13 protein-coding genes are annotated in these 12499 nt (G+C 50.6%); 4 read left to right on the forward strand and 9 right to left on the reverse strand.

Features of this window, described 5'->3' with window-relative positions; translation table 11 throughout:
• Window positions 1–285 precede the first annotated feature (285 nt).
• The gene (locus HUU10_09040; protein ID NUQ81741.1) at window positions 286–1200 is read right to left on the reverse strand and encodes a hypothetical protein; all 915 of its coding nucleotides are present in this window, start codon (window positions 1198–1200) and stop codon (window positions 286–288) included.
• A gap of 90 nt (window positions 1201–1290) precedes the next feature.
• On the opposite strand from HUU10_09040, the gene HUU10_09045 reads away from it, so the two are divergent.
• The gene (locus HUU10_09045) at window positions 1291–2268 is read left to right on the forward strand and encodes an arsenic resistance protein (protein NUQ81742.1); all 978 of its coding nucleotides are present in this window, start codon (window positions 1291–1293) and stop codon (window positions 2266–2268) included.
• A 507-nt stretch (window positions 2269–2775) separates the two neighbouring features.
• Here the strand turns inward: HUU10_09045 and HUU10_09050 are convergent.
• The 8 genes from HUU10_09050 to HUU10_09085 all read right to left on the reverse strand — a co-directional run bounded on the left by HUU10_09050 (window position 2776) and on the right by HUU10_09085 (window position 9478).
• Window positions 2776–3477 carry a fatty acid desaturase gene (locus HUU10_09050; GenBank protein NUQ81743.1) on the reverse strand — a complete coding sequence of 234 codons (702 nt, stop codon included), beginning with the start codon at window positions 3475–3477 and terminating at the stop codon, window positions 2776–2778.
• A gap of 176 nt (window positions 3478–3653) precedes the next feature.
• Window positions 3654–4295 carry a carotenoid biosynthesis protein gene (locus tag HUU10_09055; GenBank protein NUQ81744.1) on the reverse strand — a complete coding sequence of 214 codons (642 nt, stop codon included), beginning with the start codon at window positions 4293–4295 and terminating at the stop codon, window positions 3654–3656.
• A complete protein-coding gene (locus HUU10_09060) occupies window positions 4262–5365 on the reverse strand; it encodes a glycosyltransferase (protein ID NUQ81745.1) in 1104 nt (367 codons plus the stop codon). Before HUU10_09060 ends, HUU10_09055 begins: the two co-directional genes overlap by 34 nt.
• Window positions 5362–5988 (reverse strand): 1-acyl-sn-glycerol-3-phosphate acyltransferase, encoded by a 627-nt coding sequence (locus tag HUU10_09065; protein ID NUQ81746.1) that lies wholly within the window; start codon window positions 5986–5988, stop codon window positions 5362–5364. Before HUU10_09065 ends, HUU10_09060 begins: the two co-directional genes overlap by 4 nt.
• Window positions 5985–7460: a phytoene desaturase gene (gene crtI / locus HUU10_09070; GenBank protein ID NUQ81747.1), complete on the reverse strand. Its 1476-nt coding sequence runs from the start codon at window positions 7458–7460 to the stop codon at window positions 5985–5987. Before crtI ends, HUU10_09065 begins: the two co-directional genes overlap by 4 nt.
• The gene (locus HUU10_09075) at window positions 7450–8127 is read right to left on the reverse strand and encodes a lycopene cyclase domain-containing protein (protein ID NUQ81748.1); all 678 of its coding nucleotides are present in this window, start codon (window positions 8125–8127) and stop codon (window positions 7450–7452) included. Before HUU10_09075 ends, crtI begins: the two co-directional genes overlap by 11 nt.
• Entirely contained in the window at window positions 8124–8630 is a 507-nt protein-coding gene (locus HUU10_09080) for a hypothetical protein (GenBank protein ID NUQ81749.1), read from the reverse strand. The genes HUU10_09075 and HUU10_09080 overlap by 4 nt, the downstream gene beginning before the upstream one ends.
• A gap of 5 nt (window positions 8631–8635) precedes the next feature.
• The gene (locus tag HUU10_09085) at window positions 8636–9478 is read right to left on the reverse strand and encodes a phytoene/squalene synthase family protein (protein ID NUQ81750.1); all 843 of its coding nucleotides are present in this window, start codon (window positions 9476–9478) and stop codon (window positions 8636–8638) included.
• A 343-nt stretch (window positions 9479–9821) separates the two neighbouring features.
• On the opposite strand from HUU10_09085, the gene HUU10_09090 reads away from it, so the two are divergent.
• The 3 genes from HUU10_09090 (at window position 9822) to HUU10_09100 (ending at window position 12477) form a co-directional block, all read left to right on the forward strand.
• Window positions 9822–10859, forward strand: coding sequence for an N-acetyl-gamma-glutamyl-phosphate reductase (locus tag HUU10_09090; protein NUQ81751.1), 1038 nt, complete (start codon window positions 9822–9824; stop codon window positions 10857–10859).
• A complete protein-coding gene (gene argJ / locus HUU10_09095; protein NUQ81752.1) occupies window positions 10843–12048 on the forward strand; it encodes a bifunctional glutamate N-acetyltransferase/amino-acid acetyltransferase ArgJ in 1206 nt (401 codons plus the stop codon). Before HUU10_09090 ends, argJ begins: the two co-directional genes overlap by 17 nt.
• Before the next feature lie 63 nt (window positions 12049–12111).
• Window positions 12112–12477 (forward strand): four helix bundle protein, encoded by a 366-nt coding sequence (locus HUU10_09100; GenBank protein NUQ81753.1) that lies wholly within the window; start codon window positions 12112–12114, stop codon window positions 12475–12477.
• Window positions 12478–12499 lie beyond the last annotated feature (22 nt).

The following is a 12499-nucleotide window of genomic DNA, read 5'->3' on the forward strand; positions in this document are numbered from 1 at the left end:
CCGTCGGGACGGAAACCGGGCCCCTCGATACGATTCTCCCTTCGGTCGAATCACTCGGGGTCCGGGGAATCGGTCATCGAGTGATGAACGCAGTGAGATGCTGAAAGTCCGGCACTGACGGATATCGAGATGACCGGGAGGGCATGACACCGGGCCCCTCCCCGATTGAATCGGGGCAAGCGGGATCACCCGGGGACCGGCCCCTCGATACGATTCTCCCGTTGGTCGAATCACTCGGGGTCCGGATGGTCGAATCACTCGGGGACCGGTAATTCCGGTTTTCTCTTACTCCCAACCCAGACCGGAAACCCGCAGTCCGAGAAACCACCAGTCAGTTGGTCGCGGTGTGTTCAGGGCAACATCATCAAAGGTTGATTCGTATCCTCCAAATGCATCCAGATTGCCACGCAGTCCCTTCAGCCGAAGTCCCCACTCCAGGCGGGAGTTAAATCCCGGTTCGTCCCGTTCAAAGAATACGGCTTGTAACCAGATCCGCTGGTAGGCATTCAACCACTCCAGAACCGGGGCATCCAACCGGCTGAGAGCCCAGACCGATCCGACCGATTCATCCAGACGCGGTTGTATCCGGTTAATCTCTTCGCTGGATGGATTCCGGTAATCCGATCCGAACAAATGATAATTCAGAGATCCCCCCCACCGATGTTGAATGGTTCTCAGAAGAGGTTGCGGGGATGAAAGAACTGTCAGATGCAAACCGGTCACAATCGGTCCCCGTTGAGTGGAAACGGGTTCAGGCTTCTCTGGATTGGTGGCTTCCGCGTTATCAATGTCGTGCTTGCAGCGGTGAAAGATGCCGGTTTGAATGATATAATCGGTGGTCAGATAGCTGAGATTGATGGTTTCGGTCCACCAGGCCCGTTTCGGATTGAAGTTGATATCGCTGTAGGGATTGGCCGATTGTTCGTGGGTCAGTGTTCCGGACAGGATCCAGGAATCAAGCCGGGCGAAATAAATGGTTCCCTGCAGTTTGTAATTCCACGCCTGTTCCTCAGCAACCGAGCCGTATCCGCTGTTCATCTCCGCCGACAGACCGAGTCCAGGTAACCAGCCAACCGGAAGGGAGGAATCGGGAATGGTCATCTGACTGCGCCCGGTGAACAGTTGACCGTATCCGCTGAGCGGCGCAGCAAAAAGAAACCCAATGATGAGAAGAAAAATCTGTGGAATCATTCTGGTCATACTCAATCCTGACACTTTAATCGGATTCGGTGGTCTGATCTGCAATTGAAACGAGCCAACAGGCTCATCACACAAATTTAAAGGTAACCGATGGAAGCGATATTAAAATCCACCACGTCATTTGTTCAGACGAATCTCACCCGTCTGATTCTGGTCGTCATGATTCTTGGACTGGCAAACAGCTACTTTCTGGGTGGAATTCCCTTCAATCTGATCATCTGTGCAGTGGCATCCTTTCTGATGATCTATCCCATGTTTATCAATCTGCGAATCGAGGACGTCGCAGAAATCACACAACATAAGCTGCCGGTCGCCCTTTCACTCGTACTTAATTTTATCCTGTCACCCGCGATTGCATTCGGACTTGGCTGGCTGTTTCTGGGTCAGGATCCGTATTTATCATTGGGTCTGATGCTGATAGCCCTGATTCCCACCAGCGGAATGACGGCCACCTGGACGGAACGGTCGAGGGGAAATCTGAAAGTGGCTCTGTCGATTATTGCCATCAGCCTGCTGGTGGTGGTGGTGACGCTGCCACTGGTGTTACCGCTGGTGGCCGGGGATTTGCTGGAGGTTGGACCGTGGTTCATTTTTCAACGGATTATTGCTGTCATCATCGTTCCGCTGCTCATGGGTGACATGACCCGCCGGTGGATCATTGAAAAGAAAGGGGAGGAGTATTTCAAATCGAAAAAGCCGCTCTTTGCCGGTCTTTCTTCTTTGGGCCTGTTGGTGGTTCTCTTTCTGATTATGTCGCTAGATGTGAACACGATGATTATAGAAAATCCGGTCCTGGTCGGGAAGGCCATTATTCCGCTGGTGTTGTATTACCTGCTCATGTTTGGATTAAGTACCCTGCTGACAAGTAAACTTCCCTTTCCGGTTGGAGTGGCGGTGGTGTTCGGTACCTCGGTCCGGTATCTGGCACTGGCATTGGGAATTGCTGTTCCGTTACTGGGTGATGGAACCAGCAGCGCCCTGGTGGTTCTCATGGTGGCGCTGGCATTTTTTGTTCAGGTTCCGCTTTCATCGGTGTATTCGAAATGGGCAGCAAAGCGGGCAGGGTGATTTTCACTGTGAGACTTACAGAAGCAGAGGCAATGATGGCCTTACTTTGCAGTCTCTATGTGACAACCATTTATAAGTGGAACAGATCAGTCGAATTAAGAATTGAAAATAGTTTGAAGGGTTTAGTGGGGTCCCAACCAATGGATTCAGGTTTGCAGACCGGATTTAAAAAATGCCTGATCATGGTCGTCCATCCAATCGAAATCAACCAGCACGTTCATTGAGTTCTCCCGGACCAAGAGGGATTCCGCTTTGATCTTTTCTGCCAGCAACCGTCGCTTCTGCAGGTGATTGTATTACCGCAAGGCGTCGTTGATGTAACGATTCCGGCTCAAATTGGTTTCTTCCACAATCTGGTCCATCTCGTGGAAAGTGGTTTCGTCTATTTTTACGGTTATAGTTTTCATATTGATTCCGGGAATAGACGAGTATGATATACTTGCTGGATATTGTCAAATGAAATGGAAATCGGATGTTACTGCCGGCAGTAACAATCGGTGATCTGTTTTAGCGGATTCTCGCCGTTGCCAGACGCCACCAGGCCAGGTAGGGCCGGTCGTGATGTTCGTAATGATATCCGAAAAAGTAGCAGGTGAAAAAGGCGGCTGCCGGACCGCCGGTGAAGGACCGGGCCTTGTGAGGATTGTCGGCCGGATGCGTACCTCGGTGTGGTAAGTAGGTTCCGAAGTAAAACAATTGTATGGTGGAAAGCACCGATGGAATCACCCAGAACAGGATCAGATTGGTTTGCGGAATCCAGAGTGCCAGCAAATTGAATAAAACCGCGACAGCCAGAATCTGAAAAACCGTCACGTATTGCCGCACAAAAGAACCATACCACCGGAAAAATCCGCCGGTCGCGAAATCGGGATCCCGATCGGTGGCCGGGTACCGGTGATGGTCATGGTGTTTCGGGTACAGTTGGTCATACCGGTTGAACATAAACAGCAGTGAACAGATCCAACCAATTGCATGATTCAGCCGGAGAGAGGGTGTGATCAGATGATGCATGGCATCATGGGCGGTGATAAACAGACCGGTGAACAGATGGGTTTGAATCAGAATGAATAGCGGTAGCCAGAACCACAAACTGGCATCCGTCAATTCCAGCGACAGCATGAACACAAGCGATCCCGTCCACAGCAGTATAATCAGCAGGGCAATGCTGAGTGAAGTGGTCGGATTATGTGGAAAGGAATGGATTTTCATAGATAATTTGGTCGCAAAGTCGCGAATACGCTAAGAGTTTCTGGTTTTCAATATAGGATCCTTCGTGTCCTTGGTTGTTTACTCTTCGTGGACTTGGTGGTAAATAGACATTCAAAGCAAAGAACACACAATTAATATTTTGAATTCTTTGCGTCTTACCGACTTTGCGTACGTTTTTACCAGAGCACCCCATTTAAAATCACAAAAAAACCAATCTGCAGTCCAAGCCACCAGCCAGCAATGGGAGAGGTCAGTTTAGGACCAAAACGCAGCAGGGTAAAGCAAAACAGAACCGAAAAGAACATCCAGGCGATATAATTCTGGATGGGAATAACACCGCCTTCCCAATACCAGTAATGCAAAGGACCCGCAAGCGGTTCCAGCCACAGATCCAGGAAGACCATCAGACTGCCGCCGAGCAGGGCCTTTATCCAGGCCGGAAAAGATAAACGGCTGACAATGATTACCGATGCCAGCGTGAGCGAAACCCAGTTTAATCCGATCAGAAGCGGAACGTCCCACAATTTTACCCCGAGAGCCGGTCCGTAGGAATAGCTGCCGAAAATCAATCCGGTTAACACACCAGCCACTTCTGCAAAAAAGCCGGTGATACCAATGGCGGCCAGAATGATAACAACCCGTGTATTCAGCGGATGGGTCGTGTAAAGAAGAATGACGGTCACCACCAGCAGATGAACCGGGACCAGTTCAATAAACAGAGGCTGCAGGGATTCCTGTGAAAAACCCACCAGACCAACGGCATATAAGATGATCAGAACGCCAATCAGGATCCGGTGGTTAACGGCCGGTCTTTCCATGTGATCTCCTTTCCGGATCGTGTAAGTGTTCTGAAAACCAACATCCATTGAACAAAAAATAGAATGGGAACGGTCCAGATGGCCATCCAGACTGAAGCGCCCGAATTCATGCTGATTGCCATACGGGTGATCAGGATGGCCACTCCGTCAGCCACAGCCAGCCAGGGCCACGGTGAAATAAGCAACAACGGAAACGTGGTGGTCATCAGAATGGTAAGGATGACGGAACTGGTAACCGATCCGCCCAGCATCTGCCGGATGTTCTTGGTGAACCCATTTAACGCTTCATTCCAGCCGGAATACATCCTGCAGGAAATCAGTCCGTCCGAGACCAGGCAATCCACCCGGAAACCGGATTGTTTCATTAACCGTGCCATGGCGATGTCTTCGGCAATCTGGTTCCGGAGTGTCTCATGTAATTTCAACTGCTGATACACCTGCTTCCGGATTACAATCCATTGCCCATTGGCAGCAGCGAGTGATGATTCCCGGGTGTTGCGAACCAACGGGAGCGGTAACAGCGATTGCAGAATGTGATGCATAATCGGCACCGTCAGTTTTTCGCCCAGGGTAACCATCTGCTGATGCGGAAACACCGACACCATATCCAGATTGTTGGAAACCAGTTGTTGGATGGTGGCATGAATGGCGGTCGGTGCCGGTCGCACATCGGCATCGACAAACAGGAGCAGTTCACCGGTTGCTTCGGCTGCCAGTTGATAACAGGCGTGATTTTTTCCCAGCCACCCGGCGGGTAACGGCTTACCGTTCAGCAGCCGGATGCGCGGATCGGTTTTCTGCCACTGTTTAACCACCGCGGCGGTTTGATCGGTGGAGTGATCATCCAGAACCAGAATTTCATGAATACCCGCCGACTGAGACAGCGTTTTCAGCAAGGATGGTAAGGTGGTTTCTTCATTCCGGGCGGGAATCAGCACCGACACCGTTGGTGAAGTTGCCAGAGGCAGGCTTGCACGGAGACGGGTTCTGCCAAACAGGTTTACCAGCGCGGTTACCGTTGAAAGCACTCTGAAACCGAGCAGAATGAAAACAACCACCAGCCAGATCATAAATCGGCAAACACCTGCTGATGTTTCCGGTGGGCATCGGAATAAAAAGTGTTGTAAGCTTCTTCCAGATTGCGGATGGGGGTGGTTTCGGGCACCTGGTGAAGAATCACCGACACGGTTTCCTTGTCGTGAATCCCATAATCCAGGAAAACGGCCATGAATACCACTGTGACCGGCTGATGCAGGGTGTCGAGCAGTTTTTGAATGCCCGACTTGAAGGCGACCTCATCGACCGATTGGGAAAACAACGCCCCTTGCGGATACAGAAACACCACATGGTCAGGATTGGTCAGCAGTTCACGGGTGTAGGAAAAGGATTCCAGAATGGACCTGGAATTCCGCTTGATGGAATAGGCGCCGATTCCCGTTAGAATAGGCGTTTTTTCAAGAAAATCTTCAAGCATCATGACGTGGAAGACCCGGCCGATGGCGCGCTTGTTAATCACCCACGCCCACAGTCCGTCCCACCAGGAAAAATGATTACCCAATACCACCACCGGCCGGTCAGCGGGCAGGTTCAGGTCGGATTGAATCAGCAATTCTCTGAAGTGAAAATGAATCCGGATCCTGGAATACCAATCCAGAATCCATCGCTTAACGGGATGATGCCTGGCTTTGATCATTCGCGTTCCTTTACCAGATCGCTCACAATTTTCGCAGAAAGCAGGCAAAGCGGAACCCCGCCTCCGGGATGCACACTGCCACCGGCGATATACAGTCCCCTTACCGAAGACAGAAAATTCTTGTGACGAAGGAATGCAGCAAACCGGTTGTTCGACGAATTGCCATACAACGCACCCTGCCAGGAAAGGGTTTGCGATTCGATGGAACGCGGATCGAGCGAGCTTTCGGTAACCAATCGTTCGGATACATCAAAACCGGCGGCCTGACTGAGTGTTTTAAGAATCACCGGGCGGATCTGGTTGATCATCCGGTCCCATTCCTGTCCCTGATTGTTTGGCACATTGATCATGACAAACCAGTTCTCATGTCCGGCCGGGGCATCGGCCCGGTTTAGTTTTGAGGAAATGTATAAGTACACGGTCGGATCGGCGGGAATCTGGTGTTTCTGAAAGAGATCGTCAAATTCCTGACGGTACTGGTCGGAAAAGAAGATATTATGCAGTCCGAATGAAGGGGTTTCACCGCGGATTCCCCAATAAAAAATCAATGCGGAACTCGATTTGGGCTGACTCAGCAACCGGTCGGGCGGATCAATGGTGGGTAGCAGGTGATGATACGTGTAGTGAATATCCATGTTGGAAACCACCACCTGGGCGGGCCATACCTGGCCGTCGGTCCGGACGCCGGTGACTTTTCCGTTTTGGAACAGGATTTCCTGAGCGCGGGTGTTCAGATGCATGGCAATTCCGAGTTTTTCTGCAGCCTTCACCAGGGACCGGCTGACAGAAATCATACCCCCATCGGGAAAATAGGCACCCCGCGTGTGTTCCAGATGGGCAATGACCGACAGGGTAGCCGGTGCCTGAAACGGATCGGACCCATTGTAGGTGGCATAGCGGTTGAACAGCTGCTGCAATTTCGTGTTTCTGATGGATGAACGTACCGCCTGATCCAGTGTTCGATGGGTATCGATGGCAGGCAGATTCACCAGTGCACGCCAGGCGTCCCGGTTCAGATAGGTCGAAATCCGGTGAAGGCTTTTCTTTAAAAACAGCGGTTCAGTCAGATTATAGATCTTTTCTGCCCGGCCAAGAAAACGGTGGATCGATTCTGCCGGCTCACCCAGCACCTGTTCCGCTTCGCGGGCAAACCGATCCGGATCGGTCCAGGCGGTCAGGGTGGTGCCATCGCGCCAGAAGTACCGGCAACTGGCCTCCAGTTCACGGATGGAAATGAATTCATCCGGATCCAGGCCGGCCGAGGAAAGGGTGTCTTTAAGGAGCTCGGGAAGTGTGAACACACTGGGGCCGGCATCGAACCGGAATCCATCGCGGTAAAAATCGCGGTTTTTTCCCCCGGGAACAGGACTGGCTTCCAGTATGGTCACTTCATACCCCTGCGCTTTCAACCGGATGGCACTGGCCAGACCAGCAATTCCGGAACCAATGACAACGGCAGGTTCAGAGGCCATGCTTTTGTTTGTAATGTTCAAACACCGCCACGGTCATGAGCAGCAACAGAAGGGAATATTGAGTGTCTTCAATGGGGATGGTGCCCAACCGGATTCCCAGATTGTAGTAATCATCATACCTCACCACAGGAAGCGAGGTCAGGACTCCGTTGATAAGGGCAAAGGGAATCAGGTGAATGAGATAAAGAATCCAGAACTGAGCCATATAAACCGGTTTTATCATCAGGCTCATGTAGAGAAGGAATCCGCCCGTGAGGAGCAATTTAACCGACGTGTACAGTTTGGGAATATTCATCAGGGCAATCCCGATCAGGAAACTGCCCCAGATGATGCCGATAATCAGAGCCTGCGGGTTCCATCCGGGAGCCGGGTAATAAAAGCGGACCACTTCATAAATGAACAGGCAGGCAAAGGGGACTGTGATAAAGAACAGGATCTCCTCGATGGGAAGCACACCCAGATAGAACCCGGTCAGGTAGTCGGGATTGAATGACCAGATTCGTTTGTAAGTGAACAGGTAATCCCAGGAAAGGAAAAACAAACCGGAAAAGGTCAGTGCCGTGAAGGCCGGTTTCCAGTATCGGAAAAACCGGATTTTCTTTTCGAAGGACATGATCACCGGTCCGAGAATGGTAATCAGATTCAGGAAAAGATAGGTGTATTTCATAGGAGGGAGCGCAGCAATTTCAATTCAACGGGTGAACAACGGCCCGATTCCAGCAGGAACCGGATCACGTTTTTCCGAAGATCCGGCTCGGGTTGATTTACGTTGGAAGCGAGTCCGTTAATGATGGCTGCCCGATCTTCATCCAGATTGGGACTTCGTTTCAGAAAACCGGGAAGATAATGCTGGTAAGTGAACCGGAGAAACCTGATTTCCACATTTGTTGGATCCTGCCGGATCGCCTTCGCAAAACTGAGTTCGGCTTTATCGAGCCACGTCAGCTTCGAGTAGGGATTCCATACATGTTTTGCAAACAATGCTTCCAAAGCGGCCTGATAGCCGAGAACCAGAGCCGTTGGATGGGGGATGGAACTTAACTCACGGTAAAGGTCACGGGTGGCTTCTTCATCGGTTACCGATTGATAGTACCGCTCCCTGATCTGATTCAGATCGGTGGCGGAACCGCCGGCAGGTGTGAAAAAAAACAAGAAAGCGAGCAGGAGCATGGTGATCAGACCGTTCCGAGGCGGGTCCGGAACACAGCGAGCGGAATCAGGGCCAGTTTTTCAGTATCCGGTACCCGGATTCTCGATTGACGGATGTCATCGGTCGAGGCCGATTTTAATTTCTTAAACAGGGTGACATACAGCAGGTAGGCCATGTAGACGCCCGTCTTTGCCTCGCGTGGCAGTTTCCTGATTCCGACGAGTGCGTCATCGAAATCCTTTTGAATGTCCGTCTCGATGGCGGCCTTCATATCGGGGGTGAACCCCTGACTGAAGTTAATACCCGGAAAGTACGTCCGGCCCCGGTTTTCGAAATCATCTTTCATGTCACGCAGAAAGTTCACCTTCTGGAAGGCAGCTCCCAGGCTTCGTGCCGGTCCGACCAATTCACGGTAAAGCGCTTCATTTCCGTTCACGAAAACACGCAGACACATGAGTCCGACCACTTCTGCAGACCCATAGATATAATCAGAATACGATTCAGGATTGTAAGTCCGCTGATCCAGATCCATTTCCATGCTGTCGAGAAAGGCATCGATGACCTCCCGGTCAATGTGGTAAGTATTCACCACATGCTGAAAGGCATCCAGAACCGGATTCAGGCTGATTCGTTCGTCAATGGCTTTCCAGGTTTCTTCCCGGAACCGGATGAACAGATCGGGTTTATTATAGTCATGGAAAGTATCAACAATTTCATCGGCATACCGAACATAAGCATAAATGCCATAGATCGGGTCGCGCAGGGCGGAGCCAAAGGCCATGATACCCATGCTGAAGGACGTGGAATAGGCCCTTGTGATCAGCCTGGCACACCGGTAATTGGTTTTTCGGAATAAGGAAAATGACATACTGAAGCCCTAAACAGTAAGTCTGGCCTGCTCTGTTCCGAAATTATTTAAAAATCTGACAGGTCAGGCAAGGATCTAAAATAACACTTTCCGGTCTTTTATCCGGCAATCATGCAGTTTAAAAGAGGGAATGGTAAAAATCATGCATAAACACATTGACAAAATGAATAAATATGCAGATATTTGCATAATCATGACCCAAGAATCCATTTGCCATCCTTGCCTCGCTTCAGGACCAGTGCCGAAGGTCTTCAGGCACCCCATCCGGATAATCATCCGGCGACGCTGAGCGTTTGCCGCCCCTGGTTTGTCACTCAACTCACTGTTTTTACCCATTAAACTCATGAAAATGATCAAAGTTGCCATCACCGGTTGTACCGGATACACAGGAAAAAAGCTGGTTTCTTACCTGGCGGCCCATCCGATGGTTTCGGGAATGGATTTGTACAGCTTCACCTCGGCAGGTAAGCCGTTTGATGAATTGGTTCCGGAAATGAAAGGGGTGGTTTCGCCCGATCTGATGGTCAGCCACATTGATTCTCTGACTGCCGAAGCCGATGTGTACTTTCTGGCCCTTCCGCATGGTGAGGCGGCAAAACTGGCACCCAAACTGGTTGAAGCGGGCAAAGTGGTGATCGATCTGAGTGGTGATTTCCGTCTGGATGAAGCATCTGCCTATGACAGCTGGTATCATTTTACCCATCCATCCCCTGAATTGCTGGCCTCAAAATCGTATGCGCTTGCCGACTGGGAAGGCCCATCCGGGTCGGCCCTGATATCGAATCCGGGTTGTTATCCGACGGCAACTCTGCTTTCTGTATTGCCGATTGTAAAAGCAGCCGGAGCTTCGGTGATTTCCGTTGCCACATCGGCAGGATCCGGGACCAGCGGGGCAGGGAAATCGGCCAATCCCGATCTGTTGCTTTCAGAGATGGATGGAAATGTGAGGGCTTACAACGTTCATCAGCATCGTCATGAACCAGAAATTGCTCAGCAGATGAAAAAGGCTGGATATGACGGACTTTTTTCATTTACCGTTCATCTTCTTCCATTGGCGGTTGGCATGTATGCAACCACATCGGTTTTTATGAACCGTTCTTTTTCGAAACAGGAAGTGGATGGCTGGTTTCAGGAGGCTTACCAGAATAAACCCTTTATCCGGCTGCGGTCGGTTCCTCCTCAGATCAGTTGGGTGAACGGAACCAATTTCGCCGATATCCACGTGTCGGTCCGGAACCAATCCATTCTGATTTTCACGGCCATCGACAATCTGGTAAAAGGTGCCAGCGGACAGGCTGTACAAAACATGAATCTTCATTTTGGCTGGGAACCTTTTCTTGGCCTGCAATCAACAGGAAAACAACATGTATCAGTTTATTGAAAACGGAACCATCACCTCGGTCCCCGGAATCCAGGCTGCCGGTATTTTCTCCGGAATCAAAAAGAAAAAAAAGGATCTGGCTCTGATTCTGTCCTTGTCACCGGCAACTGTGGCCGGCACATTTACATTGAACAAGGTCAAAGCAGCCCCGTTGCTGATTTCACAATCGGTGGTCAGGGCAGGCGGTAAGATTAAGGCCATTCTGGTTAACAGCGGCAATGCCAATGCCTGTACCGGTGAACCCGGGATGCAGGATGCGCTGACCTGCCAGCAATGGGTGGCCGATGCGTTGGGAATTTCCACCAGAGAAGTGCTGATCAGCTCGACCGGGGTAATCGGTCAGCGCTTGCCGATGCCGGTCGTGGAAGCGGGAATCAAGGCCATTGTCCCTCAGGTCAATCCGGATGGCGGATTGGATGCAGCCGAAGCCATTCTGACCACCGACACGCGGATCAAATCGTATGCAGTGGAAGTTCAGCTCAGCCATGGAACCGTGACCATCGGCGGTATTGCCAAGGGATCGGGAATGATCATGCCGAATATGGCAACCATGCTGGGATTTCTGGCCACCGATGCAGCCATTCCTTCACCGGTCCTGCAGGGTCTTCTGACCTATGCCGTGAGTCATTCTTTCAATAAGATCACGGTGGATGGCGATACAAGCACCAATGACATGGTTACGCTCATGGCAAACGGGACTTCCGGAATGGCCATTCTGGAAGGAACCGAGGACTATCAAACCTTCCGTAACGCCCTTCATGCCATTTGTCTGGAAATGGCCAAGGCCATCATTGTGGATGGCGAAGGGGCCACCAAACTGGTGGAAGTTCAGGTTCATGGTGCTGCCACCGAGGCAGATGCCGATAAAATTGCACGGGCCATTGCCAACTCACCGCTGGTCAAGACAGCCATTCACGGTGAAGATGCCAATTGGGGACGGATTATCTCTGCAGCCGGTTATTCCGGTGCCGATTTCGATCCGGCCGAGGTCTCTATTCATTTCGATGATCTGGCTGTTTTTCTGCCGGGTTATCAGATCGTACTCGACGAGGAGGAAGCATTGAAGCGACTCTCCAAATCAGAACTGCGCCTGACCATCCGTGTGGGCTCAGGACCCGGCTCTACAACCTGGTATACCTGCGATCTGTCTGCCGACTACATCCGTATCAATGCGGATTACCGGAGTTAAATCATAAGGAAGAATTCAGAATTCAGAATCCAGAATTCAGAAGACCGCAGGCAGAATCAATAAATGAAGGCTAAATATAACAATTTTCAAGACCTTATCATGTGGCAAAAGGCCCATGAATTTGTTCTTGAAGTGTATAAGACAACTTCAAAATTTCCTCAATCTGAGCAGTATGGGTTGACGAGTCAATTTCGCCGTGCGGCCGTTTCTGTAGCAGCAAATATTGCAGAAGGTTATAAGCGGAAGACAAAAATTGATAAAGGGAGGTTCTATCTGCTTTCGCAGAGTTCGCTAGAAGAATGCAGGTATTACATCATTTTATCGAGGGATTTGGGATACCATGCTAATGAGAGTCTTCAGCCGATACTGGAAAATGTCAGTATGCTGATAGAATCCTATAACCACAAACTTTTAGAATCAGGCAACTGATCATGCATTCAACCGACGTTAT

This window comes from Bacteroidota bacterium, from assembly GCA_013360915.1.
Taxonomy (GTDB): Bacteria; Bacteroidota; JABWAT01; order JABWAT01; family JABWAT01; genus JABWAT01.

Bases quoted from the DNA above. Each gene is read 5' to 3' on its own strand.
- HUU10_09080 (NUQ81749.1), bottom strand. From the start codon at position 8,630: ATGCTCCTGCTCGCTTTCTTGTTTTTTTTCACACCTGCCGGCGGTTCC.
- HUU10_09085 (NUQ81750.1), bottom strand. From the start codon at position 9,478: ATGTCATTTTCCTTATTCCGAAAAACCAATTACCGGTGTGCCAGGCTG.
- HUU10_09060 (NUQ81745.1), bottom strand. From the start codon at position 5,365: ATGATCTGGCTGGTGGTTGTTTTCATTCTGCTCGGTTTCAGAGTGCTT.
- HUU10_09050 (NUQ81743.1), bottom strand. From the start codon at position 3,477: ATGAAAATCCATTCCTTTCCACATAATCCGACCACTTCACTCAGCATT.
- HUU10_09040 (NUQ81741.1), bottom strand. From the start codon at position 1,200: ATGACCAGAATGATTCCACAGATTTTTCTTCTCATCATTGGGTTTCTT.
- crtI (NUQ81747.1), bottom strand. From the start codon at position 7,460: ATGGCCTCTGAACCTGCCGTTGTCATTGGTTCCGGAATTGCTGGTCTG.
- HUU10_09090 (NUQ81751.1), top strand. From the start codon at position 9,822: ATGAAAATGATCAAAGTTGCCATCACCGGTTGTACCGGATACACAGGA.
- HUU10_09055 (NUQ81744.1), bottom strand. From the start codon at position 4,295: ATGGAAAGACCGGCCGTTAACCACCGGATCCTGATTGGCGTTCTGATC.
- HUU10_09075 (NUQ81748.1), bottom strand. From the start codon at position 8,127: ATGAAATACACCTATCTTTTCCTGAATCTGATTACCATTCTCGGACCG.
- HUU10_09045 (NUQ81742.1), top strand. From the start codon at position 1,291: ATGGAAGCGATATTAAAATCCACCACGTCATTTGTTCAGACGAATCTC.
- HUU10_09100 (NUQ81753.1), top strand. From the start codon at position 12,112: ATGAAGGCTAAATATAACAATTTTCAAGACCTTATCATGTGGCAAAAG.
- HUU10_09065 (NUQ81746.1), bottom strand. From the start codon at position 5,988: ATGATCAAAGCCAGGCATCATCCCGTTAAGCGATGGATTCTGGATTGG.
- argJ (NUQ81752.1), top strand. From the start codon at position 10,843: ATGTATCAGTTTATTGAAAACGGAACCATCACCTCGGTCCCCGGAATC.